Source organism: Kitasatospora sp. NPDC054795, assembly GCF_053611565.1.
Genome location: NZ_JBSHAP010000019.1, coordinates 37,484 through 60,727 on the forward strand (window position 1 = coordinate 37,484; position 23,244 = coordinate 60,727).

Below are 23,244 nucleotides of genomic sequence, written 5' to 3' on the forward strand. Positions count from 1 at the left end.
CGTCAGCTCCCGTGCGGGGTCGCGTCCGCGCCGACGTGCCGCACCACGGCCGCCGCCCGGTCGGCGAGGGGCCCCGGGGCGATCGGGACGCACACGTACCCGAACCCGGCATAGGCCCCCCGGTGGATCCGCTCGAACCGCAGCGACTCCTCGTACGAGATGCGCCGGGCCTCGGACGGGGTGACGAAGCCCGGGCTCTCCACGAAGAACACCCGGCGCTCGTACACCCCCGCCTCCCGGATGCGGTCGAGCTCCCGGGTGAGAGCTCGGGTCACCGGATGGCCGAGGTACACCGCCAGGGCGTACGTGCACACGGGCGAGCGGTCGAAGAACCGCACCTCCCCCGGTCGGCCGACAGCCCCCTCCTGCCGCCGCCGCTGCAGGTCGACCACCGCGTCCACGAACGACGGGTCCGTCCACGGCTCCGGCTCGCCCTGGGCCTGCCGCAGCGCGATGACGTCCGTCGCGGCCTCCTCGACCACCGGATGGCCCGCCCACTCCAGCCACCGCAGGATCGCCGTCTTCCCGGCCCCCGGGGTGCCGGTCAGCAGGTAGCGCTTCATCCCCGCACTCTACGGGCCGGGTGGAGCGGCGGCGAAGCGGCTTCCTAGGGTGTCGGGCATGGGGACCTCCGGCGTGACGGGTAGCGAGCAGGGCGCGAAGGTGACCGTCCGGTGCGCGGACTGCGGCGGCGACGCGGTCCGGAGCTTCGGGCAGTTCCTGCTGCACGGACGGGAGTTGTGGTGGGACGCCGAGCGTTTCTGCCCGCGGTGCGGCGCCGCCTGCTGCGAGGACGCGGGCCCGGAGGCCGCACCGCAGGACGTCCGCGAGACGCTGCTGACCACTCACGGACCGGCCCGGCTCCGACTCACCGGGCCGCTCACCGACCCGGTGGCCGCGCTGCGGACGCTCCGCGAAGGAGCGGGCATCACACTCCGGCAGGCGCGGGAACTCCTTGACGAGCTGCGGGACTTCGGACTCAGCGGGACAGCCGTCGAGATGGCGTACTGGCGGGCGCGGCTGGCCGGGTGCGGAATCGAGGCGGAGGTGGCGGACGGCTTCGGGAGGGCGTACCGGTACGTGGGGCCGCCGGAGCTGCGGGCGACGGGTGACGGCACCGTCGGCGGGGGCGGGGGCGGCGGTGGCGGTGGTGGCGGCGGCGGCGGCGGCGGCGGCGGCGGCGGCGGCGGTCAACGGTTGCGGACGGAAGGCGAGTTCGCCGCCTGGGCGGAGGAGCGGTCGGCCGAGGAGCTCGCGGAACCGTTCACCTTCGTGGCCGACCTCGGCGGCGCGCTGCGACTCGCTCCGCGCCGCAGCGAGCATGTGGACTGTGCGGGCGGGGAGTTGGTGCTGAGCGCCGGGGAGATCGGGTTCCGGCGGTCACCGGACGGATGGGAGGTCGAGACGGTCAGCAACCACTCCACCGGCTACTGCCCCGACACCACGTCCTGGCCCGCCGTCGCCGCCGCCCTCGCCCGCCTCGGACTGCCGCACCCCGGCGCCTTCACCCACGCGGTGGTCTTCCGCCGCTGCCCCCGGTGCGCCCGTTGCAACCTCGTCCGCGAGGAGCACTACGCCTGTGTCTTCTGCGAGGCGGACCTGCCCGAGCACTGGAACGTCGACGGGGCCGCGCTGCCGTGAGCCGCCCGGGGCGCTCCCCTCCGCCCCCACACGGCGAGCGCCCCGGGCGACCAACCGACCCGCCGCCACACCCCTCCCCCGATCGGGAGTCCTCGGTGTTGTCGGGCCGGGCCGCTAGGGTCTATGGGTCACGGGGCAGGCAGGGAAAGGGTTGGGGCACGTGGGGTTTGTGCGGGCGGCGGAGCTGCCGGGTGAGGTGGTGCACGCGGGGAGTCGGGAGTTCCTGGTGCGGGAGGGGCTTCCGGCGACCGGGGCGTTCCTGGACTTCGAGGCGCTCGGGGACGGGGAGCTGACGGCCTTCCCGGCGGAGGCGGAGCGGCTGTTCGTCCTCGGGGAGACGGAGTACTGCACACCGTTCGCCGCCGGCGGGAGCCTGGTGCTGCTGGACGGGGTGACCGGCGAGGTGTTCCTGGACAACGGTGGCCCGCGGCGCGACCTACTGGCCTCCGGCGTGGCCGCGCTGGCGGGCCTGGTGCGCGAGGTTGACGCGGTGGCCGAGGGCGCCCGGCGGCCGGAGGCGCTGGACGGGCGGCGCGGGCCCACCGTGGTGGCCGAGGTGCTGGCGGGGGCCGAGCGGCGGATGCGGGAGATCGATCCCGGACTGTTCGACGACGGGTCCGCGCCGCCCCCGCACTGGGGCACCGCGCTGCTGGTGCGGGCGCTGGGCTGGGGCGCGCTGCCGGGCGGGCCGGGCGGGCCCGCGTACGAGACGGCCCCGGAGCTGGTGGCGGAGCTGGCGGAGCTGACGGACCAGGACGGCGGCCCCGGCCGGGTGCACCGGTTCCGGCCCGAGGAGCTGCCCGCCGCTCTCGTGCACGAGCCGACCCGGCGGCTGCTGACCGAGGTCGGCCTGCCGCTGGGCGGGGCGATGTTCGGGGTGTGCGAGGAACCGCTGGTCACCATGGGCGAGGCGTACCCGGAGTACTTCGACGGCGAGGAGGAACGGCCGTACCAGCGGGACTTCCTCGCCCTCGGGGACTGGCCCACCGACCTCACGATCGCCCTGGACGGCGCCACCGGCCGGCTGGAGCTGCCGGACTGGTACGACGACGGCCACCCCGAGGCCTACCTGAACCGCGACCTGTCCGCCCTGCTCTACGCCCTCTGGACGTACGAGCGGCTGCGCGCCGAGTGGGACCGCTGGGACTACGGCCGGGCCCGGGGCACCTGGGCGGTGTTCGATCCGCAGGCGCTGCTGAGCGCGGTGGTGGACCGACTGGTGGAAACCGTCGACCCGGAGGCGTTCGCCTCGCCCGGCTGCTCCTGGCGACTGCTCGCCGAGGACGGGCACATGGGCGGCCTGCTCGGCTGAGCGCTTCGCCCGGCCAGGCTCTGGTGACGGGCGGTGGCCGGCGGGCCGGTGCGCCGGTCGACGCGCTGCGGGCGGCGGGCGACGGGAGGCGTGACGGGCCGGGCGACGCGCGGCGGGAGGGGTGACGGGCCGAGCGTAGGCTGAGCCGATTCGATCACTTGAGAAGGCGTCGAAGGGAGCTGCGAGGTATGCGCAGCGGTACGGGGGAGCTCTACCGGGCGTTCGCGGAGAGGGAGGCACACGGCAACTCGCCGATCTACCAGAAGCTGGCCGAACGCGTCGCCGAGGACCGGCAGTTGTGTGCCCTGCTGGACGGGCTGCCCATCGCGAAGCGGCAGCCGAACCTGCTGTTCGGCGCGGTCCGGCACCTGGGCGGGCCGGTGACGGAGGGCTGGCCGGCCTTCCACGGCTGGACGGCGGAGCACTGGGCCGGGGTCTCGGCGACGATGCTGGAGCGGCGGACGCAGACCAACGAGGCGGGCCGCTGCGCCACCCTGCTGCCGCTGCTGGCCGCGCTGCCGCAGCCGCTCGCCCTGATCGAGGTCGGTGCCTCGGCCGGACTCTGCCTGTACCCGGACCGGTACCGGTACCGGTACGTGACCGGAGACGGGCGCAGGAGTGAGGGCGGGAGCGAGAGCGGCAGCGGCAGCGGCAGCCGGGCCGGTACCCCGGTCGCCGAGTTCGGCGCCGAGGCGAGCCCGGTGACGCTGGACTGCGCGGTGAGCGGTCCGGTGCCGCTCCCCGGATCCCTGCGGGAGCGGCTGCCGGAGGTGGCGTGGCGGGCCGGGATCGACCTCGATCCGCTGGATGTGCGGGCCGAGGAGGACGTGCGCTGGCTGGAGTCGCTGGTCTGGCCCGAGCAGACCCACCGGCTGGACCGGCTGCGCGGCGCCGTCCGGGTCGCCCGGGCCGAACCGCCGCTGCTGGTGCGCGGCGATCTCAACGCGACGGTGGGCGAGTTGGTGGCTCGGGCCCCGGCGGGGTCGACTCCGGTGGTGTTCCACAGCGCGGTGCTCGCGTACCTGTCGCCGGAGGAGCGGGAGGAGTTCGCGGCGACGATGCGCGAACTGCCCGGGCACTGGATCTCCAACGAGGCGGTTTCCGTACTGCCGACCGTCGCCCGACGCCTCCCCCGTCCGGCCCCGGCCGACTCCGGACTGTTCGCGCTCGCGCTGGACGAGCGGCCGGTGGCCTTCACCGGGCCGCACGGGCAGTCCCTGGACTGGTTCGGCGAGGCGTGGCCCGGCGGGGCATAGAGGCAGACGAGGCACGGGCGGCGGGCGGCAGCGGGCGGCAGCGGGCAAACCGGCGGGAGTCTCGACTTGAAGCTGCCGCAGCGGCAGCTTCTACCGTCGCGACCAGGGCCGGAGAACCGGCCCCGGTCCACGCGAACGTGGGGACGTGGAGAACGAGGGAGGCGGCCATGGCCTGGCCCATCGCCGATGTGGCCCGGATGTCCGGCGTGACCGCCAGGACGCTGCGGCACTACGACGAGATCGGGCTGCTGCCCCCGGCCTCGATCGGTTCCAACGGCCACCGCTACTACGAGGAACGGCAGTTGCTCCAGCTGCAACAGATCCTGGTACTGCGGGCACTGGGCGTGGGGCTGACCGAGATCGCCCGGATCCTGGGCGATCAGGTGGACGAGCTGGAGGCCCTGCGGGGCCACCGCCACCGGTTGGTCGCCGAGCGCGACCGGCTCGACGCCCTGGCCACCACTGTTTCCCGCACGATCGCCGACCTGGAACGCTCCCGGAAGGACGGCACGCCCATGACCATCAACCGCCCCGAGAACCTGTTCGAGGGTATTCAGCCCGACGACGTCGACGCGAGCCTGCGCGACTTCCCCGAGCACGCCGAGGCGGCCCGGCGCGCGACCGCCGCGATGTCTCCGGCCGAGATCGAGGCCGGACAGCGCGAGCGGACCGCCCGCATGATCCACCTGGCGGAGCTGATGGCGGCCGGACACCCGGCCGACGCCGAGCCTGTGCAGAGCACGATCGACGAGGAGTACCAGCTGCTCCGCACCATCCGTTCGGTTCCGACCGAGGAGTACCTGGCGATCGCCCGTTCCTGCACCGAGAACGAGCAGTGGAGCGCCGCGTACGAGGCCATCGCCCCGGGCCTGGCCGCGTACCAGCGTGCCGCCATGGAGGCGTACGCGGCAGCGCGGCTGTCCTGAGCCGGGCTGGGCCGGACCGGCCTGGCCCGCCCCGGTCCGGTCCGGGAGCCTTACGGGGGGCTCCCGGACCGGGCCGGACGCCGGGTGGCTCCGCTCCTGGTCCTTCCTCCTTGTCACTCCGTGCGCAGCGCCGTAACCGTCCGGGTGCGGGCCGCCCAGGTGGCCGGGAGGGCGGCGCCGAGCAGGGCCAGCACCAGGCCGCCGAGTATCAGCGGCCCCGCCACCGACGGGGCGAACACGGCGAGGTCGGCGTCCGGCACCCCGATTCCGGCGGCCCGGGCCATCGCGGGCATCACCTGGTGGTGCACCAGGACACCGATCGGGACTCCGATCAATCCGGCCGCCAGCCCGCTGCCGCAGACCGAGGTGAGCACCATGCCGACCGTCTGTCGGGGCGCCATCCCGAGCGCCTTGAGCACCCCGAGGTCGTGCACCCGTTCCCTGGTGTCCAGCAGCACAGTGTTGAGCACCCCGAGCCCCGCCACCACGGAGAGCAGCAGTGTGAGCACGCCCGCCAGGGTGTTCATCGCCAGCACCACGATGTTGAGGTGCTCCCCGCCGGGTTCGGCGCCCAGGCCCATCGGCTTCACGGCCTGGTCCAGCCCGTCGGCGTAGGACTGCGCGTCGGTGCCTGGGGTGAGGTCGATGTGGAAGGTGAGCGCCTCGGCGTGGATCGCGCCACCGAGCGGCGCCAGCGTGGCCCGGTCCGTGAACACCACGTCGTTGGTGGTCAGGACCTCGCCGGTGATCTTCGCCGGGGTGCTGCGGCCGTGGTCGGTGAGTGCGACGGTGTCACCGACCTTCGCCTCGTTGGCCCGCAGGTAGGCGGCGGCCACCACCACCTCGCCGGGGCCGTGGAACCAGCGGCCGGAGACCAGTTGGAAGCCGCTCCAGGAGGCGTCGCCGCTGAACGCGACCACCTCGGAGCGCCCGGTGTTCCCGGCCAGGGCGACCGGGGCCGGAGCGGTGCTGTACCAGGCGCGGGTGCCCGGCCGGGACTCGACGGCCTTGGCCACGGCCGCCTCGTCCACGTGGTCGACGCGCTGCGCGGCGCCCTCGATCGGGACCTGAACCACCACCTTGCCCGCACGGTCGGCCGTCAGGCCCTCCTGGATGGAGCTCAGCGAGAGCGTCAGACCGACGCAGAGGGTGACCCCGACCGTGCCGAGCACCACGGCGGCACCGGTGGTCGCCGAGCGGCCCGGCCGGTTGAGCGGGGAGGCCAGCCCGAGGCTGAACGCACGTGGCACCGGCAGCCGGCCGATCAGGTCCTGCGCCCGGGACAGCGGACCCGCCGCCCCCGCCCCGCCGGCCGTACGGCGGGCGGCCGCCCGCTTGGCGCCGGGAGCCGTCCGGCCGACTGCGAGTGCCTCCACCGTCCGCAGCCGCCCGGCCCGCAGGGCCGGTACCACCGCGGTGCCCGCCACGGCCGCCAGCGCCGCCACCGCGACCACGGCGTCCACCCAGACCGGGATGCCGAGAAGCCCGCCGCGCAGGGCCTTGTGAGCCAGCCCGAGGACCGGTACGGAGAGCAGGTTTCCGAGGAGCACGCCGAGCGCCGTGCCGAGCCCGGCGGGGATCAGGGCCTGACCGACGTAGGCGCGTGCCACCTGGGCGGGGGTGAAGCCCAGGGACTTGAGGATGCCGATCCGCCGGGTGGCGGCACTGACGGCGCCGCTGACCACGACACCGATGATCAGCACCGACATGGCCAGCCCGAGCACCCCGAAGGCCGTGACGAACGGGACGAAGGTCGAGGCCGTCCGGTTCACCTCCTCCCGGGCGGGCCGGTAGGAGGTGACCCCGGCGAGCGCGTCGCCGGGGACGGCGGCAGCCAGCGCGGCGCGGTCCGCGGCCACCTCGGCGTCGTCGTCGGCGTGGGCGAAGCGGTAAAGGTACTGGACCGCGGGCACCGTGCCGGGCGCCGCCAGCCCGGCCACCTGCTCCGGGGCGACCCAGCCGTCCGCGCTCCAGGAGACCGAGGCCGCCAGGCCGACGACCTTGAGCGTCGGGTGCCCCGGCCGGTCCGGGAACTCCATGCTGTCGCCGACCGCCAGCGGGGAGTGCCCGTCCAGGAACACCACCTCACCGGGGCCCGCGATCCAGCGGCCATCGGTGATCCGCAGGCCGTCCAGTGGGCCGTCCTGGGCACGGCCGACCAGCGTCATCGGCGGCAGCGGGCTCCCGGCCGGCGGGATCCGGGTGTCGGGGCCGGAGCGCGGCTGGACGGTCACCGCCTGGTAGGGGCCGGCCGTGGCCGTCACGCCGGGCGCGTGGGCCGTCGCGGCGAGCTGGGCGGGGCTCGCTCTCTCCCCGTCGTACAGCACGTTGAGGTGGGCGCCACGCTGGTCCGCGAAGGAGCGCTGGTAGGGGCCCTGGGCGGCGACCAGCAGCCCGAGCGCGAGGATGCACGCCGTCACGGACACCATCGTGGTGAGCACCATCACCAGTGTCTGCACCCGCCGGCGGCCGACCCCGGCGCGCACCACCTTGCCGAGCGCGCTCATCGGCCACCGCCCGGCACCGGCACGGCCGCCGTGTCCCGGACCAGCCGGCCGTCGAGCAGTTCGATCGTCCGGTCGGCACAGGCGTCGGCGAGCGCGGTGTCGTGCGTGACCAGCAGGATCGTCTGGCCCTCCGCGTTGAGCCCGCGCAGCAGGTCACGGACATCGGCGGCCGAGGCGGTGTCCAGCGCTCCGGTGGGTTCGTCGGCCAGCAGCAGCGGCGGACGGTTCATCAGCGCCCGGGCCACCGCGACCCGCTGGCGCTCGCCGCCGGAGAGCCGGCCGGGGAAGGCCTTGGCGTGCCGGGCCACTCCCAGCCGCTCCAGCAGCTCCCCGGCCCGGGCCCGGGCCGGCTCCCGCCGCATCCCCGCGAGCTGGGCCGGGAGCAGCACGTTGTCCTCCGCGGTCAGGTCGTCCAGCAGGTTGAAGAACTGGAACACCATGCCGATCCGCGCCCGCCGGTACTCGGCCAGCGCGGCCTCGCCGAGCCGGTGCACGGCGACGCCGTCCACCTCCACCTCGCCCTCGCTCGGGCGGTCGAGACCGGCGACCAGGTTCAGCAGGGTGGACTTACCGCTGCCCGAGCGGCCGAGCACGGCCAGCGCCTCACCCGCCCGGACCTCCAGGTCGAGCCCGGCCAGGGCGGGACGGGCGGCGTCGGATCGGTCGTACGTCTTGCTGACGCCACGGATCCGGATGATCGGCGCGTTCACGGGCCCTCCACGGTTCGGGGTCCGGCCCCGGGAACCCCGGTCCGGCTGACGGGACATGACGCTACGAATCCGCAGCGGGGTGCCGACAGCCGTCTGGACGGCCTCTGCGGGGTGTATCCAGATACACCCCGAACTGGGTGTTCAGGCCTAGAGCGCCGGGCGACCCGGACGGGCAGACTGACCCATCGAAAGATCGGAACCGGGGTCCGCGGGGGCTTCGGGGCGACGGCTTCGGGGCCGCCGCCCCGGGCCCGCGGCTCCGAGGTCCCCGGACGGGGGCCGCGGATGGGAGAGGGGGCGCGTCATGAACGCGGAAGTGCTGGAAGGACTGGCCCTGAGGGTCGGCCGGGCGTGCGCGGACGGGGTGCGGGCCTGGTACGCGGCGACGCTGGCCGTGACGGGCTTCCTCGCGCTGCTGGCGGGGCCGGTCCTGCTGGCCTCCGCGCTGTTCGGACCGGACGATCCCCTGGACCTCCACCCGGGCGGACCGCTGATCCTGGTGGTGCCGATGGGGCCGGTCGCCCTCTGGGCGCTCTGCTGGGCCACCGGGGGCGGCGGCCGGGCGGTCGGCGCCGCGCTGTTCGCCCCGGGGGCGATAGCGCTGATGGCGACGCACCTCTACGGGGGTGCCGCGCCCGGCGGCCGGTCCGGCTCGCTCTGGCTGGCGCCCTCGCTGCTGGTGCTCGGGCTGTTCGGGGCCCGCTGGGCCGCGACGGAGAGCAGGCGGACGGTCGGGAAGTGGAGCGGGCGGCCGATCCCGGTGCCGTACCGTCGGCCGGTCGGGGCCGGGCCCTGGCGACGGCTGCGCTCCGGCGGCTGGCTCACCGACCCGGCGACCTGGCGGGACTTCGCCTGGACCCTGCTCACCGGCGCCGCCGTACTGCTCACCGCCGCGATCGTCCTGCTGACCCCGGTCGCCCTGGAGGTCTTCGGCCGGAACGGACGGTTCTTCGCCCTGGGCGTCGTCTACGCGATGGGTCTGACCGTCGCCCCGTTGGCCTTGCTGTGGGCCGCCCCACCGGTCCTGCGGTTCCACGAGAAGGCCGCCCGGGCCCTGCTCGGGCCCTCCCGGCGGGCCGAGCTCGCCCGCCGGGTCAGCCACCTCGCGCGGACCAGGGCGGACACCATCGACGCCGGCGCGGCCGAGCTGCGCCGGATCGAACGGGACCTGCACGACGGGGCGCAGGCCCGGCTGGTGGCCCTGGGCATGCTGCTGACCGTGGCCGAGCAGCTGAAGGACGATCCGGACGCCCTCGGGCCGTTGCTGGCCGAGGCCCGGCTGTCCTCGGTGAAGGCGCTGGGAGAGCTGCGGGACCTGGTCCGCGGCATCCACCCCCCGGTGCTCGCCGACCGCGGCCTGGCCGACGCGGTTCGGGCGACGGCGCTGGACATGCCGCTGCCGGTCGGCTTCAGCGGCGACCTGCCCGGCCGGGCATCCGCCCCGGTGGAGTCGGCGGCCTACTTCGCGGTGACGGAGCTGCTGGCCAACGTGGTCAAGCACGCCGGGGCCTCGCAGGTGTGGATCGAGATAGGGCACAGTGACGGGCTGTTGCGGATATCGGTCACCGACGACGGGCGCGGCGGCGCCGACCCGTCCCGGGGAACCGGCCTCAGCGGAACCGAACGCCGACTGGCCGCCTTCGACGGGGTGCTCGCGATCAGCAGCCCGTCCGGTGGGCCGACCATTGTGAACCTGGAGATCCCGTGCGCGTTGTCATCGCCGAAGACCTCTTCCTCCTCCGGGACGGCCTGACCCGGCTGCTGGAGGCCAACGGCATGAAGGTCACCGCGGCGGTGGAGGACGGAGAGCAGTTGCTCGCCGCGGTGGCCGCGGACCGCCCCGACATCGCCGTGGTCGACGTCCGGCTGCCGCCGGGCTTCACGGACGAGGGGCTACGTGCCGCGCTCGCGGCCCGCCGGGCCCACCCGGGCCTGCCCGTCCTGGTGCTGTCGCAGTTCGTGGAGCAGCTCTACGCGCGCGAGCTGCTCGCCGGCAGCACCGGCGGGATCGGCTACCTGCTCAAGGACCGGGTGATGGACGGCACGCAGTTCATCGACGCCGTCCGGCGGGTCGCCCAGGGCGGCACCGTCATGGATCCGGAGGTGATCACCCGACTGCTCACCCACAACTCCTCGGCCGGCCCGGTCTCCACCCTCTCGCCGCGTGAGCGGCAGGTGCTGGCGCTGATGGCGGAGGGCCGGTCCAACGCGGCGATCGCCCAGCAGCTGGTGATCACCGAGCGGGCGGTCGCCAAGCACACCGCGTCGATCTTCGTCCGGCTCGACCTCCAGCCCTCCGACGACGACAACCGTCGGGTCCTGGCCGTCCTGGCCTACCTCAACAACTCCTGAAAGGAGCCGCCATCGCCCGCGCTCCGGCACCGACCCCGCACAACTTGATAGATCACCGACAAGTGGCGAGTCGCCCTCCGCTGCACGGGGCTCGCCTGCCGCAGAACGGGTCAATTAGGCTGGTGAGGTGCTCATCCTTGTTCGCCGCCGCCACGTGGACCTGCTCCGCGTGACGACCATGTCCTGTCGACGCTCCGGCTGAACCTCGCGCCACCCACCCTCACCGGCGGCCCCTGCCCGGCCGCCACCACCTCCCGGCTCCCCGAGCACCCGCCGCACCAGGCGCTGCTCCGGCCGTCCCCGGTCGACCACCGGGACCAGCCGGGACGAGACCCAGCGGATGTCACACATGACGCAGCAGTACACGCCCATATCCGAGACCGGCACCGACTCCGCCCCGGCGGACGCCCTCCCGGTGATCGACCTGTCGCTCGCCGACGGCAGCCCGGAGGACCGTCGCCGCCTGCACGACGAGCTCCGCGACGCGGCCACCGGCGTCGGCTTCTTCCAGCTCATCGGCCACGGTGTCACCCCGGACGAGACCACCGAACTCGCCCGGGCCATGCGCGCCTTCTTCGCACTCCCCGAGGCCGACCGGCTCGCCGTGAGCAACCTCAACTCCCCCCACTACCGGGGCTACACCCGCACCGGCGACGAGCGCACCGGCGGCAGCCAGGACTGGCGCGACCAGCTGGACATCGGCGCCGAGCTGCCCGCGCACGTCCCCGGTACCGGCGAGCCCCCGTACTGGTGGCTGGAGGGGCCCAACCAGTGGCCCGAGGCGCTCCCCGAGCTGCGCACCGCCGCGCTCGGCTGGATCGACCACCTCGGCGGGGTCGCCCGCCGCCTGCTGCACGAGCTGCTCACCGCGATCGGCGCCCGCCCCGACTTCTACGACGAGGCCTTCGCGGGCCACCCCCACCTGCGCCTCAAGCTGGTCCGCTACCCCGGCAGCGCCCCGGACGGCACCGGCCAGGGCGTCGGCACCCACAAGGACTACGGCTTCATCACCCTGCTGCTGCAGGACACCGTCGGCGGCCTCCAGGTCGAGCGCGCGGACGGCACCTTCCTGGATGTCCCGCCGCTCGACGGCGCCTTCGTCGTCAACCTCGGCGAGCTGCTGGAGGTGGCCACGGACGGTTACCTCAAGGCCACCAGCCACCGCGTGGTCAGCCCGCCCGGCGCCCGCGAGCGCTTCTCGGTGCCGTTCTTCTACAACCCCCGCCTCGACGCCCACATCGAGCCGCTCGACTTCCCGCTCGCCCACCACGCCCCCGGCGCCACCGAGGACCCGGCCAACCCGCTCTTCGCCGACTTCGGCCTCAACGAGTGGAAGGGCTACACCAGGGCCCACCCCGAAGTCACCCGCCGCCACCACGCCGCCCTCGCCTGACCCACGCGGCGCGGAGCCCGCATGGCGCGGACTCGATACCGTACGGGGTCGACACCGCACGGGGCCCACGCGGCGCCGGGCCGGACGGTCCCGAGCCCGCACCGCAGCGATGCTCCCCACCGGCAGCCCTCCGGCCCGGGTACCCCACTCGGGGTGCCCGGGCCGGAGGACCCGCCGCCCCGGCGCTATCGGAGCGGCGGCACGACCGACACGGTCGACATCACGTAGAGGATCGCCGGCAGCGCCCCGAGCAGCGTGGTGACCGCTGCCAGCACCACGGCCGGACGGCGCGTGTGGCGCAACAGCCGGACCAAATAACCGACGAGTACGAAGAAGGCCAGGGTGACGACCCCGGCCGCGAGCAGCGCAGACTGCTGAAGTTGCATGGCGAATCCCTGTGGATAGACGTGCCCAGTCCCCACCGAAGCGCGCGATCGAGGACAACTCACAGGCGTCCCTTGGTAGGAGGGACAGTGCCATCGCTCGAACAGCCTCGGCCTGAGGCTGACGATAGCTCAACTCCTGTCCACCAGGACAGGGTTACCGGACCGAAAATCGGCAAGGAAAAGCGGCGGGATCCCCGGGCTACCACCCCCGGGGTCCCCACCTGCAGCGTTGCGGGACTGGGCAGTCCACAATTCTCCGCTTGGGCCATGAAAGCTCCCACCGATAAACATCGGCGAAACGTCATGGCTGCCTAGCCACTTAACAGATGCTAAGCACCTCGCTAGTCTGCAGGCCTCGGGCCCCGCACGTCAACGAACCAACGAAACGAACCAGCGGAGCGACGGCCCGGCATCCCGACAGACCAGCACCAGACCGGCACCAGACCCAGCGGTGGGGAACAGCACCATGACCGACCTCTCGTTCGCCCTCCTCGGCCCGGTGACGGCCCGGGCAAGGGGACACATCGTCACCATCGGGCCTCCCCAGCGGCGTTGCCTGCTGGCCGTGCTGCTCCTGGCCCAGCGCCAGGCCGTCCCGGTCGCCGTCCTGCGAGAGCGCCTCTGGGCGGGCGCCGCGCCGGCGAGCGCGGTCACCGCGATCCAGGTGCACGTCCACCACCTGCGGCGATTCCTGGCCGCCCACGCCGGCACCGGGGCGGACGCGCCCCGGGTGCTCGCCTTCCCGGGGCACTCGCGCGACCAGGCCAGCTACGCCTTGCACACCCACCCCGGGGCGGTGGACGTCCACGAGGTTCGGCGGCTCACCGACCTCGGCCGGGATCTGCGGCGCACCGGGGATTCCGAGGGCGCCCGCCGGGCCCTGCGCGCAGCGGTGGAGCTGTGGCACGGGGAACCGCTGGTCGACCTCGCCACCACGCCCTACCTGGCCGCCGTCCGCCAGGGGTTCGCCGACCTCCACCGGGATGCCCGTGAGCAGTTGGCCACCACCGAACTGTCCTTGGGCGCGGTCGGAACGGCGCTCCCCCTGGTCCGGCAGCTCCTGCTCGACCATCCCCGCGACGAGGGTCTGGTCCTGCGGCTCTGCACCGCGCTGGGCCGGGCCGGCGCCGCCGACCAGGCCCTCCCCCTGCTGGACGGCGCGCTCCACCGCTCCCGGCAGCAGGCCCCGCAGCACACCGCGCCACCCGAGCGGCTGTTGCACCTGCGCGAGCGGCTCCGGTCGGACGGCCGCGAGGCCCACCGATGAGCTACCGGGCCAGGCTGCTCGGCCCGGTCGGCTTCCACCGCGACGGCGTCGAGGCCACCGCGCGGGGCGTCCGGCCCCGCACGCTGCTCGCCGCCCTGCTGCTCACGCCCAACGAGCCGGTACCCGTCGAGCAGTTGGCCGCCGACGTCTGGGGCCGGGACCTCCCGGACCGGGCGCGCCAGCAGCTGCACACGCACGTCTCCAGGCTGCGCGTCCTGCTGCGTTCGCTGGGTGGGGCGGGGCAGGCGCCCGCGCTCGTCGCGCTGCCCGGCGGGTATCGGATCGAGATCGACGAGCAGCGGGTCGACACGTGCCTGTTCACCGATCTGGTCGATGCCGCCCGGCGGTCCGCCGACGCCGGGCGGGACCAGGAGTCCCGGGACGGGCTGGTCCGGGCCCTGGCCCTCTGGCAGGGCCCGGCACTGGCCGGCGTCCCCGCTCACGGCCGTCTCGGCGAGGCCCAGCGCGCCTTCGAACAGGCCCGGATCGAGGCCGTGACCCTGCACCTGGACCTGGAGTCCCGGCTCGGTGACCGCACCACCTCCCTGCCGGAGCTCTCCCGGACGGCCACCCACCGGGACGAGCACACCCGTCACCGGCTCAGCATCAGCCTCGGGCATGCGGAGCCCGGGCCGGGGGTGCGGTCCGCACCGGAGGTCCCCGCGCTCCTCCAGCCGGCCGGCGCGGCGGCCCCTCCGGTGCTCCGTTTCCTCGACGGCGTTCCCCAGGCCTTCGACGGCGACGTCCGGCTCCCGCTCGGCTCCCCCCAGCAGACCGCCGTCCTGGTGATCCTCGCCTACTACCGGGGCCGGATGGTCCCGACCGACGCGCTCGTGGACGATCTCTGGGGCGACCGGCCACCGCCCCAGGCCACCGCCATGCTCCGCGGGTACATCGCCCGGCTGGGCACCGCCCTGGCCGGGATGCGTCCCGGGTCCGGACCGAGCGCCACCGTCCGGCGATTCCGCTCCGCCTACCGGCTGGACGTGCCCGACGACCACGTGGATGCCTGGCGGCTGGCCGACCGGTTGGCCGAGGCCACGGCCGCGCACGCGGCCGGCGCCCACCAGGAGGTCCTCGCCGCGGTCAAGGCCGCGGCCGCGTCGTGGAACGGCGACCCGCTGCACGGCATCCCGGGACCGCTCGCCGCCCACTGGCGCCGACAACTCGTGGAACAGCACGCCGACCTCGCAGAGCTCGGCTTCGGCGCACTCGTCGAACTCGGCCGCCCCGCCGAGGCCCTGGCCGGGCTGCGCGAGCTGGTGGCCGCGCATCCGCTGCGCGAACGACCCCGTTCCCTGCTGATGCTGGCCCTGCACCGCAGCGGGCAGCGCACCGAGGCGCTGCGGGTGTTCCAGAGCACGCGCCGGCTCCTCGCCACCGAACTCGGCATCGGTCCGGGCCCGGAACTCGTCGCCCTGCACCACCGCTTCCTGGCCGAGGGCCTGCCTCCGTTCCGCGCCGCCGGGGCGATCACCCCGCCGGCCGAGCTCCCGGCGGTGCCGCAACTGCCCGCCCCGCCCGCGGACTTCGTCGGCCGCGAGGACCTGCTCCGGCGCCTGACGGCCGCGCTGCGGGCGGGCCGCACGGACGGGCCGACCGTCCTGGCCCTGCACGGGCTCGCCGGCATCGGCAAGAGCGCGCTGGCACTCACGGTCGCCAACCGGCTCCGCGAGCTCTTTCCGGACGGCATGCTCCGGATCCCGCTCTACCGGTGGGGCGAGGAGGACGGCCCCACCGAGGCCGCGGCTCACCTGCTCCGGCAGCTGGGCACGCCACCGGACCGGATCCCCCCGCATCTGGACGCCCGCACCGCGATGCTCCGGTCCGCCCTGGCGGGACGCCGCATCCTGCTCCTGCTGGACGACGCCCACGACGCCGAACGACTCTGGTCCCTGGTGCCCTCGGAACCGGGGTGCGCGGTGCTGGTGACCAGCCGCTTCCGGCTCCCCCACCTGTCGGCCGCCGAACATGTGGCGGTCGGCCCGCTGTCCCCGGTCGAGTCGCTGGAGCTGCTGGCCGGGTCCATCGGCCAGGGCCGCATCGACGCCGAACGGGAAGCGGCGGTCGAACTCGTGGAAACCTGCGGAGGCCTGCCGCTGGCTCTTCGTCTCCTCGGCACCTGGCTCGTCCGGCACCCGGCCCGGCCACTGGCCGAGGTGGTTCGGCGGTTCGCCCGGGCCGGCGCGGACCGGCTGCCCGGGGACGCCCTCGCCGCGGCCTTCGACACCTCCTACCGTCGGCTTCCGCCCGACCAGGCCGAGGCCTTCCGTCTGCTCGCCCTGGTCGAGGAGTCGCCGATCACCCTGGCCGCCGCCGCTACCCGCCTGCGGCGCCCCGAGGCGGAGACGATCGAGCTCACCGAAGCGCTGGTGGACGTCGGACTACTCGTCTCCCCCGCGCCCCGCCGGTACGCCTACCCCCACGACCTGCTCCGCCGCTACGCCCGCGGCCTCGCCACCGGACGCCGACCGTCCTCCTGAGCCTGTGCACCGATGGACCCGGGGCGACGGGCACTGTCACACTGCTGCTGTCACAGCAGGAGTGTGCCAGCGCGGGAGGCGGCGGGTGGGGGAGCACGGCGAGGTGGGGGTCGGGTTGCGGCTGACGGTGGACGAGCTGGCGGCACGGGCCGGGGTCACGGTGCGGACGGTGCGGTTCTACGGGACGAAGGGGCTGCTGCCACCGCCGGAGCTGGGGCCGCGGCGGGTGGGGCTGTACGGGGCGACGCACCTGGACCGGCTGGAGCTGATCGAGGAGTTGCAGCGGCAGGGGCTGACGCTGGCGGCGATCGAGCGGTACCTGGCGCGGTTGCCGCAGGACAGCTCACCGCTGGACCTGGCGATCCACCGTGCGCTGGTGGCGTCCTGGACGCCGGAGGCCCCGGAGGAGGCCACCAGGGCTCAGCTGGAGCGGCGGGCCGGGCGGGGGCTGACGGAGGAGCAGGTCGGGCGGCTCGCCGCGATGGGGGCGCTGGAGCGGACGGGCGATCCGGAGGTGTTCCGGGTGGATCCGGGACTGCTGCCGCTGGGCGTGCGGATCCTGGACGTGCCGATCCCGTTGGAGACGCTGCTGGCCGCCCGGTCGGTGGTGGTGGAGCACAGCCGGGCGACGGCCCGGGAGTTGCAGCGGCTGTTCCGCGAGACGGTGTGGAAGCCGTACCGGGAGAGCGAGCCCGCGCCCCAGGAGCTGGCCCGGATGCGGGCGCTGACGGACCACATCCAGCCGATGGTGGCGCAGGCGCTGGTCACGGCCTTCCAGCGGTACCTGCGGGAGGAACTGGGCGAGGAACTGCGCCAGGAGCAAGGGCAGGAGCAGGACCGGGACCAGGAGCAGGTGCAGGAGCAGGTACAGGCCTAGGGGACGGGTAGGGGCGGAGGCCCGGTGGGGCCGTGCGGCGCACGGCCCCACCGGGATCCGAGCAGGTCGTCGGGTCAGTCCGTGAACGTCCGTCCCTCGGCCGCCACCCGCTCCAGCAGCGCCGGGGGCGCGAACCGCTCGCCGTACGCGGCGGCGAGTTCGCGGGCGCGGGCCGCGAAGCCGGCCGGGCCGCCCTGGTAGCCGTTGATGTACTGGAACACGCCGCCCGTCCAGGCCGGGAAGCCGATGCCGAGGATCGAGCCGACGTTGGCGTCGGCGACCGAGGTCAGCACGCCCTCCTCCAGGCAGCGCACCGAGTCCAGCGCCTCGCTGAACAGCATCCGCTCCTTGAGGTCCTCGAAGGGGACGTCCGCCGCCCCTGCGGGGAAGTGCTCCAGCAGCCCCGGCCAGAGCCGCCCGCGCCTGCCGTCCTCGCCGTACTCGTAGAAGCCCGCGCCGCCGCTGCGTCCGGGACGGCCGAACTCGTCGACCATCCGGTCGACCACCGCGTCCGCCGGGTGCGGCGTCCAGGTGCCGCCGACGGCCTCGACCGAGCGCCGGTACTCGTCCCGGATCTTGCGCGGCAGGGTGAGGGTGAGCTCGTCCATCAGGGAGAGCACCTTGGCGGGGTAGCCGGCCTGGGCGGCGGCCTGCTCGATGCTGGACGGGTGGACGCCCTCGCCGACCATGGCGACGCCCTCGTTGAGGAACTGGCCGATCACCCGCGAGGTGAAGAAGCCGCGCGAGTCGTTGACCACGATCGGGGTCCGGTCGATCTGCCGGACCAGGTCGAAGGCGCGGGCCAGCGCCTCGTCCCCGGTCCGCGGGCCGCGGATGATCTCGACCAGCCGCATCTTGTCGACCGGCGAGAAGAAGTGCAGCCCGATGAAGTCGCCCTGGCGCTCGACGCCTTCGGCGAGCACGCCGATCGGCAGAGTGGAGGTGTTGGAGCAGAGCAGCGCGTCGGCGTCGACCACGCCCTCGATCTCCCGGAACACCTTGTGCTTGAGCTCGGTGTTCTCGAAGACGGCCTCGATCACCGCGTCGCAGCCGGCCAGGTCGGCGGCCTCGGCGGTGGGGGTGATCCGGGCCAGCAGCTCGTCGCGCCCGGCCTCGGTGGAGCGCCCGCGCGCGACGGCCTTGTTCAGCAGCCCCTCGGAGTAGGCCTTTCCGCGTTCGGCGGCCTCGACGCTGACGTCCTTGAGCACGACGTCGATGCCGGCCTTGGCGCAGGCGTAGGCGATGCCCGCGCCCATCATCCCGGCGCCGAGCACCGCGACCTTGCGGACCGGCCGTTTCTCGACGTCCTTCGGACGTCCGGCGCCGGAGTTGACCGCCTGCATGTCGAAGAACAGCGCCTGGATCATGTTCTTGCTGGTCTGTCCGCAGACCAGCTCGGTGAAGTAGCGGGCCTCGACGGCCATCGCGGTGTCGACGTCCACCTGGGCGCTCTCCACGGCGGCAGCCAGGACGTTGCGCGGGGCCGGGTAGGGCGCGCCGTTCAGCTGCTTGCGCAGGTTGGCCGGGAAGGCGGGGAGGTTGGCCGCGAAGGCCGGGGTGGCCGGGGTGCCGCCGGGGATCCGGTAGCCCTTGACGTCCCAGGGCTGGACGGCGCTCGGGTTGGCCCCGATCCAGGCGCGCGCCCGGGCGGCCAGCTCCTCGGGGGTGTCGACCAGTTCGTGCACCAGTCCGTGTTCCAGCGCCTGCGCCGGACGGTACTGGCGGCCCTGGAGCAGGAACTTCAGCAGGGCGTCGGTGATGCCGAACAGCCGGACCGTACGGACCACGCCGCCGCCGCCCGGCAGCAGGCCGAGGGTCACCTCGGGCAGGCCGATCCGGCCGGCGGGGGTGTTCAGCGCGATCCGGTGGTGGCAGGCGAGGGCGATCTCCAGGCCGCCGCCGAGCGCGCTGCCGTTGAGGGCGGCGACGACCGGCTTGCCGAGGGTCTCCAGCGTGCGCAGCGAGCGCTTGATCCGCATCGACTTCTCGAAGACGGCCGCGGCGTCCTCGGGGCGGGCCGCGGAGAGCATCCGCAGGTCTCCCCCGGCGAAGAAGGTCTTCTTGCCGGAGGTGATCACCACGCCGCGCAGCACGTCCGAGGACGCCAGGGCAGCCAGCCGCGCGACGACGGTCTCGAAGTCGGCGGCGAAGGCCTCGTTCATGGTGTTGACGGACTGGGCGGGGTCGTCGAGGACGAGGGTGACCACGCCGTCCTGGTCCTGCTCCCAGCGGATGGTGGTGGTGTCGCTCATGGGTTCACGGTCTCCAGGTCTACCGGTCTGCGGAGGAGGTGCCACGCCCGGCGTGTCCCGGGAAGGGTGGGCGGGCGACGGGCGACGGGCGGGCTCAGATGCGCTCGACGATGGTGGCGATGCCCATGCCGCCGCCCACGCAGAGGGTGATCAGGCCGTAGCGCAGGTCGCGCCGCTCCAGTTCGTCGATCACGGTGCCGAGCAGCATCGCGCCGGTGGCGCCGAGCGGGTGGCCGAGCGCGATCGCGCCACCGTTGACGTTCACCTGGTCGTGGCGGAAGCCGAGTTCGCGGATGAAGCGGAGCGCGACCGCGGCGAAGGCCTCGTTGATCTCGACCAGGTCGATGTCGGCGGCGGTGAGCCCGGCCTTGGCGAGCGCCTTGTGGGTGGCCGGGGCGGGGCCGGTGAGCATGATGGTCGGCTCGGAGCCGGAGACGGCCGCGGAGACGATCCGGGCGCGCGGGCGCAGCCCGTACCGTTCGCCGACCTCGCGGTTGCCGATGGCCACCAGCGCCGCGCCGTCCACGATGCCGGAGGAGTTGCCCGCGTGGTGGACGTGGTCGATGGCCTCGACCCAGTGGTACTTCTGGAGGGCGACGGCGTCGAAGCCGCCGGCCTCGCCGATGGCGGCGAAGGAGGGCTTGAGGCCGGCCAGGGTCTCGACGGTGGTGCCGGGGCGGATGAACTCGTCGCGTTCCAGCACGACCAGGCCGTTGCGGTCGCGCACCGGGACGACCGAGCGGTCGAACAGGCCGTCCGCCTGGGCCTTGGCGGCGCGGGCCTGGGACTCGGCGGCGAAGGCGTCCACGTCGGTGCGGGAGAGGCCCTCGATGGTGGCGATGAGGTCGGCGCCGATGCCCTGGGGGGCGAAGTTGGTCTCGTAGGCGGTCATCGGGTCGGCGAACCAGGCACCGCCGTCGGAGGCCATCTTCACCCGGGACATCGACTCCACGCCGCCGGCCAGGACGAGGTCCTCCCAGCCGGAACGGACCTTGGCGGCGGCCAGGTTGACGGCTTCCAGGCCGGAGGCGCAGAAGCGGTTCTCCTGGACGCCGGCGACGGTGTCGGGCAGGCCGGCCGCGATGGCGGCGATCCGGGCGATGTCGGAGCCCTGGTCGCCGACCGGGCTGACCACGCCGAGCACGATGTCGTCGATCGCGGCCGGGTCCAGCCCGGGGTAGCGGTTGCGCAGTTCGTGGATCAGTCCGACGACCAGGTCGATCGGCTTGGTGCCGTGCAGCGAGCCGGAGGCCTTGCCCCGGCCGCGCGGGGTGCGGATCGCGTCGTAGACGTACGCTTCGGTGGTCACGGTGGAACGCCTTTCAGCGGGTTTCGGGGCAGGGGGTGAGCGGGGTCGCCCAAATGCTCGGGGGTGGAACGGTCAGCCGAGGAGGGAACGGCCGACGATCTCCTTCATGATCTCGGTGGTGCCGCCGTAGATGGTCTGGATGCGGCCGTCGGTGAACGCCCGGGCGACCGGGAACTCGCTCATGTAGCCGTAGCCGCCGTGCAGTTGGAGGCAGCGGTCGGCGGTGCGCTTCTGCAGCTCGGTGGCCCACCACTTGGCCATCGAGGCGTCCGCCGGGGTGAGCGCCCAGCGGTTGTGCTCGGTGATGCAGCGGTCCACGAAGGCCCGGGTGACGGCGCACTCGGTGGCCAGTTCGGCGATCTCGAAGCGGACGTGCTGGAGCTTGGCGAGCGGACGGCCGAAGGCCTCGCGCTGCTTGACGTAGTCGGTGGTGATCTCGACCAGGTACTCGGCGCCGGCGATCGCCGCGGCGGCGATGGTGAGCCGCTCCTGGGCGAGGTTCTGCATCAGGTGGACGAAGCCGCCGTTGAGTTCGCCGATCAGGTTCTCCTTCGGCACCCGGACGTCCTCGAAGAACAACTCGGCGGTGTCCTGGGCCTTCTGGCCGATCTTGTCGAGGTTGCGGCCGCGCTCGAAGCCGGGCGTTCCGCGCTCGACGGCCAGCAGGCTCAGCCCGTGCGCGCCGCCCTCGGGGGTGGTGCGGGCGACCACGATCACCAGGTCGGCGAGGATGCCGTTGGAGATGAAGGTCTTGGCGCCGTTGAGCAGGTAGTGGTCCCCCTCGTCGACCGCCTGGGTGCGGATGCCCTGGAGGTCGGAGCCGGTGCCGGGCTCGGTCATCGCGATCGCGGTGATCAGCTCGCCCGAGCAGAAGCCGGGCAGCCAGCGGCGCTTCTGCTCCTCGGTGGCGAGCGAGGTGAGGTACGGGCCGATGATGTCGTTGTGCAGGCCGATCGCCAGGCCGGAGGCGCCGGCCCGGGCGAACTCCTCGGCCAGCACCGCGGCGTAGCGGAAGTCCGGGGTTCCGCCGCCGCCGTACTCCTCGGGGACGGCGAGGCCGAGCAGGCCCTGGCGGCCGGCGGCGAGCCAGGCGGAGCGGTCGACGATGCCGGCCTTCTCCCAGCGGTCGTAGTGCGGCTGCACCTCCTTGGCCAGGAAGGCCCGCACGGTGGCCCGGAAGTCGTCGTGCTGCTCGGTGAAGATCTCGCGCTGCAACGCTACTCTCCTTGCTCTGCCGAAGGGTTGGGGAACGGGGCGCCGGGGCCCAGGGGCGGGATGTCGGGGCCCAGGGGCGGGATGTCGGGGTCGAGGGAGGGGACGCCCCAGTCGCGGGCCACCTCGCCGGTGTCCGCGCCCGGCCGGGCCGGCGGGCGGCGCAGGGCGCCGGGGGTCGCGGAGAAGCGCGGAGCCGGGGCGGGCTGGGTGACACCGTCCGCCTCGACGTACGTCCCGCGCGCCGACAGGTGGCCGTCCACGGCGGCCTGACGCATCGTCAGCACCGGCTCCACGCAGGCGTCCGATCCCGCGAAGACGGCCTCCCACTCGGCCCTGGTCCGGGTGGCGAAGCGGGCGGCGATCAGGGCCCGCAGCTCGGGCCAGCGGGCCGGGTCGTACTGGCCGGGCGCGTCCGGGCCCAGCTCCAGCAGCCGGGCGAACTCGGCGTAGAAGCGCGGCTCCAGCGCGCCGACGGCCAGGTGCCCGCCGTCGGCCGCCCGGTAGAGCGCGTAGAACGGCGCACCGCCGTCCAGCAGGTTGACGCCCCGGCGGTCCTGCCAGTGACCGGCCGCCAGCAGGCCCCACAGCATGCTGGCGAGGTGCGCCGCGCCGTCCACGATCGCGGCGTCCACCACCTGGCCCGTGCCGGTGGCCCGGGCGTGGTGCAGACCGGCGAGCAGGCCGACGACCAGGTAGAGCGAGCCGCCCGCGTAGTCGCCCAGCAGGTTGGCCGGGATGCCGGGGGCCTCCTCGGCCCCGCCCGGCGCGGCCACCATCCCGAGCACCCCGGCGACCGCCGCGTACCCGAGGTCGTGCCCGGCGGTCGCCGCCCGGGGACCGTGCTGCCCCCAGCCGGTCATCCGCCCGTACACCAGCGCCGGGTTGCGCGCCAGGCATGCCTCCGGCCCGACGCCGAGGCGCTCCGCGACACCGGGACGGTAGCCCTCGATCAGCAGGTCCGCCCGCTCGACCAGGTCCAGCACCCGCCCGGGGCCCTCGGGGGACTTCAGGTCGATCAGCACCGAGCGCTTGTTGCGGTTGCTGAGGTCGTACGCCGGATCGGTGCCGAGCGGCGAGGGCTCCGGCCGGTCCACCCGCACCACGTCCGCCCCGAGGTCCCCCAGCAGCATCGCCGCGAAGGGCCCCGGCCCGATCCCGGCGAGCTCCACCACCCGCACACCCGCCAGCGGCCCCCCGGCCTCCGGCGCACCGCTCGCGTCACCCACTGGCAGCTGAACCCTTCCCGACGGGTTTGACAGTAAAGCTGTAACACTCGGGATGATAGGCAAGCGACTCGCCGGTAACAAGACCTCCGCCCTCGCGCCGAACCGCCAATTCCCCCTCGACCGGGCCCCGGT

At 74.2% G+C, this 23,244-nt stretch carries 18 protein-coding genes; 10 read left to right on the forward strand and 8 right to left on the reverse strand.

The window, feature by feature from the left end:
• Window positions 1-2: 2 nt before the first annotated feature.
• The gene (locus tag ACWGJO_RS09730; RefSeq protein ID WP_452182931.1) at window positions 3-563 is read right to left on the reverse strand and encodes an ATP/GTP-binding protein; all 561 of its coding nucleotides are present in this window, start codon (window positions 561-563) and stop codon (window positions 3-5) included.
• Between the two features lie 58 nt (window positions 564-621).
• Here ACWGJO_RS09730 and ACWGJO_RS09735 point away from each other — a divergent pair, with 58 nt between their 5' ends.
• The 4 genes from ACWGJO_RS09735 (at window position 622) to ACWGJO_RS09750 (ending at window position 5,135) form a co-directional block, all read left to right on the forward strand.
• Window positions 622-1,641 (forward strand): hypothetical protein, encoded by a 1,020-nt coding sequence (locus ACWGJO_RS09735; protein ID WP_452182932.1) that lies wholly within the window; start codon window positions 622-624, stop codon window positions 1,639-1,641.
• Between the two features lie 160 nt (window positions 1,642-1,801).
• On the forward strand, window positions 1,802-2,953 hold the full coding sequence (locus ACWGJO_RS09740; protein ID WP_452182933.1) for an SUKH-4 family immunity protein: 1,152 nt from the start codon (window positions 1,802-1,804) through the stop codon (window positions 2,951-2,953).
• Window positions 2,954-3,141: 188 nt separating this feature from the next.
• Window positions 3,142-4,209, forward strand: a complete 1,068-nt coding sequence (locus tag ACWGJO_RS09745; protein WP_452182934.1) for a DUF2332 domain-containing protein — start codon at window positions 3,142-3,144, stop codon at window positions 4,207-4,209.
• 167 nt (window positions 4,210-4,376) lie between these two features.
• On the forward strand, window positions 4,377-5,135 hold the full coding sequence (locus ACWGJO_RS09750) for a MerR family transcriptional regulator (protein WP_452182935.1): 759 nt from the start codon (window positions 4,377-4,379) through the stop codon (window positions 5,133-5,135).
• A gap of 113 nt (window positions 5,136-5,248) precedes the next feature.
• Here the strand turns inward: ACWGJO_RS09750 and ACWGJO_RS09755 are convergent, their stop codons facing one another.
• Window positions 5,249-7,642 carry an FtsX-like permease family protein gene (locus ACWGJO_RS09755; RefSeq protein ID WP_452182936.1) on the reverse strand — a complete coding sequence of 798 codons (2,394 nt, stop codon included), beginning with the start codon at window positions 7,640-7,642 and terminating at the stop codon, window positions 5,249-5,251.
• A complete protein-coding gene (locus tag ACWGJO_RS09760; protein ID WP_452182937.1) occupies window positions 7,639-8,352 on the reverse strand; it encodes an ABC transporter ATP-binding protein in 714 nt (237 codons plus the stop codon). Before ACWGJO_RS09760 ends, ACWGJO_RS09755 begins: the two co-directional genes overlap by 4 nt.
• A 304-nt stretch (window positions 8,353-8,656) precedes the next feature.
• Here ACWGJO_RS09760 and ACWGJO_RS09765 point away from each other — a divergent pair, with 304 nt between their 5' ends.
• The 3 genes from ACWGJO_RS09765 to ACWGJO_RS09775 all read left to right on the forward strand — a co-directional run bounded on the left by ACWGJO_RS09765 (window position 8,657) and on the right by ACWGJO_RS09775 (window position 12,097).
• Window positions 8,657-10,105, forward strand: coding sequence for a histidine kinase (locus tag ACWGJO_RS09765; RefSeq protein WP_452182938.1), 1,449 nt, complete (start codon window positions 8,657-8,659; stop codon window positions 10,103-10,105).
• Window positions 10,057-10,704 carry a response regulator gene (locus tag ACWGJO_RS09770; protein WP_380538753.1) on the forward strand — a complete coding sequence of 216 codons (648 nt, stop codon included), beginning with the start codon at window positions 10,057-10,059 and terminating at the stop codon, window positions 10,702-10,704. Before ACWGJO_RS09765 ends, ACWGJO_RS09770 begins: the two co-directional genes overlap by 49 nt.
• A gap of 349 nt (window positions 10,705-11,053) precedes the next feature.
• Complete coding sequence (locus ACWGJO_RS09775; protein WP_452182939.1) at window positions 11,054-12,097, forward strand: isopenicillin N synthase family dioxygenase; 1,044 nt, start codon at window positions 11,054-11,056, stop codon at window positions 12,095-12,097.
• A 185-nt stretch (window positions 12,098-12,282) separates the two neighbouring features.
• Here ACWGJO_RS09775 and ACWGJO_RS09780 read toward each other — a convergent pair whose 3' ends face one another.
• Window positions 12,283-12,483 (reverse strand): hypothetical protein, encoded by a 201-nt coding sequence (locus ACWGJO_RS09780; protein ID WP_387692873.1) that lies wholly within the window; start codon window positions 12,481-12,483, stop codon window positions 12,283-12,285.
• Window positions 12,484-12,949: 466 nt separating this feature from the next.
• Here ACWGJO_RS09780 and ACWGJO_RS09785 point away from each other — a divergent pair, with 466 nt between their 5' ends.
• From ACWGJO_RS09785 to ACWGJO_RS09795, 3 genes are all read left to right on the forward strand, one after another.
• Window positions 12,950-13,750: an AfsR/SARP family transcriptional regulator gene (locus ACWGJO_RS09785; RefSeq protein WP_452182940.1), complete on the forward strand. Its 801-nt coding sequence runs from the start codon at window positions 12,950-12,952 to the stop codon at window positions 13,748-13,750.
• The gene (locus ACWGJO_RS09790) at window positions 13,747-16,233 is read left to right on the forward strand and encodes a BTAD domain-containing putative transcriptional regulator (protein WP_452182941.1); all 2,487 of its coding nucleotides are present in this window, start codon (window positions 13,747-13,749) and stop codon (window positions 16,231-16,233) included. Before ACWGJO_RS09785 ends, ACWGJO_RS09790 begins: the two co-directional genes overlap by 4 nt.
• Before the next feature lie 85 nt (window positions 16,234-16,318).
• Entirely contained in the window at window positions 16,319-17,110 is a 792-nt protein-coding gene (locus tag ACWGJO_RS09795) for a MerR family transcriptional regulator (RefSeq protein ID WP_452182942.1), read from the forward strand.
• Between the two features lie 74 nt (window positions 17,111-17,184).
• On the opposite strand, the gene ACWGJO_RS09800 is transcribed toward ACWGJO_RS09795, so the two are convergent.
• From ACWGJO_RS09800 to ACWGJO_RS09815, 4 genes are all read right to left on the reverse strand, one after another.
• Window positions 17,185-19,362 carry a 3-hydroxyacyl-CoA dehydrogenase NAD-binding domain-containing protein gene (locus ACWGJO_RS09800; protein WP_452182944.1) on the reverse strand — a complete coding sequence of 726 codons (2,178 nt, stop codon included), beginning with the start codon at window positions 19,360-19,362 and terminating at the stop codon, window positions 17,185-17,187.
• 94 nt (window positions 19,363-19,456) lie between these two features.
• Entirely contained in the window at window positions 19,457-20,671 is a 1,215-nt protein-coding gene (locus ACWGJO_RS09805) for an acetyl-CoA C-acetyltransferase (protein ID WP_359900090.1), read from the reverse strand.
• Window positions 20,672-20,743: 72 nt separating this feature from the next.
• Window positions 20,744-21,886 carry an acyl-CoA dehydrogenase family protein gene (locus tag ACWGJO_RS09810; protein WP_387692883.1) on the reverse strand — a complete coding sequence of 381 codons (1,143 nt, stop codon included), beginning with the start codon at window positions 21,884-21,886 and terminating at the stop codon, window positions 20,744-20,746.
• 2 nt (window positions 21,887-21,888) lie between these two features.
• Window positions 21,889-23,064, reverse strand: a complete 1,176-nt coding sequence (locus ACWGJO_RS09815) for a CaiB/BaiF CoA transferase family protein (RefSeq protein ID WP_452182969.1) — start codon at window positions 23,062-23,064, stop codon at window positions 21,889-21,891.
• Window positions 23,065-23,244 lie beyond the last annotated feature (180 nt).

Coding starts and splice junctions, on each gene's coding strand:
- ACWGJO_RS09785 (WP_452182940.1), top strand. CDS start 12,950: ATGACCGACCTCTCGTTCGCCCTCCTCGGCCCGGTGACGGCCCGGGCA.
- ACWGJO_RS09745 (WP_452182934.1), top strand. CDS start 3,142: ATGCGCAGCGGTACGGGGGAGCTCTACCGGGCGTTCGCGGAGAGGGAG.
- ACWGJO_RS09765 (WP_452182938.1), top strand. CDS start 8,657: ATGAACGCGGAAGTGCTGGAAGGACTGGCCCTGAGGGTCGGCCGGGCG.
- ACWGJO_RS09775 (WP_452182939.1), top strand. CDS start 11,054: ATGACGCAGCAGTACACGCCCATATCCGAGACCGGCACCGACTCCGCC.
- ACWGJO_RS09755 (WP_452182936.1), bottom strand. CDS start 7,642: ATGAGCGCGCTCGGCAAGGTGGTGCGCGCCGGGGTCGGCCGCCGGCGG.
- ACWGJO_RS09750 (WP_452182935.1), top strand. CDS start 4,377: ATGGCCTGGCCCATCGCCGATGTGGCCCGGATGTCCGGCGTGACCGCC.
- ACWGJO_RS09735 (WP_452182932.1), top strand. CDS start 622: ATGGGGACCTCCGGCGTGACGGGTAGCGAGCAGGGCGCGAAGGTGACC.
- ACWGJO_RS09790 (WP_452182941.1), top strand. CDS start 13,747: ATGAGCTACCGGGCCAGGCTGCTCGGCCCGGTCGGCTTCCACCGCGAC.
- ACWGJO_RS09800 (WP_452182944.1), bottom strand. CDS start 19,362: ATGAGCGACACCACCACCATCCGCTGGGAGCAGGACCAGGACGGCGTG.
- ACWGJO_RS09730 (WP_452182931.1), bottom strand. CDS start 563: ATGAAGCGCTACCTGCTGACCGGCACCCCGGGGGCCGGGAAGACGGCG.
- ACWGJO_RS09780 (WP_387692873.1), bottom strand. CDS start 12,483: ATGCAACTTCAGCAGTCTGCGCTGCTCGCGGCCGGGGTCGTCACCCTG.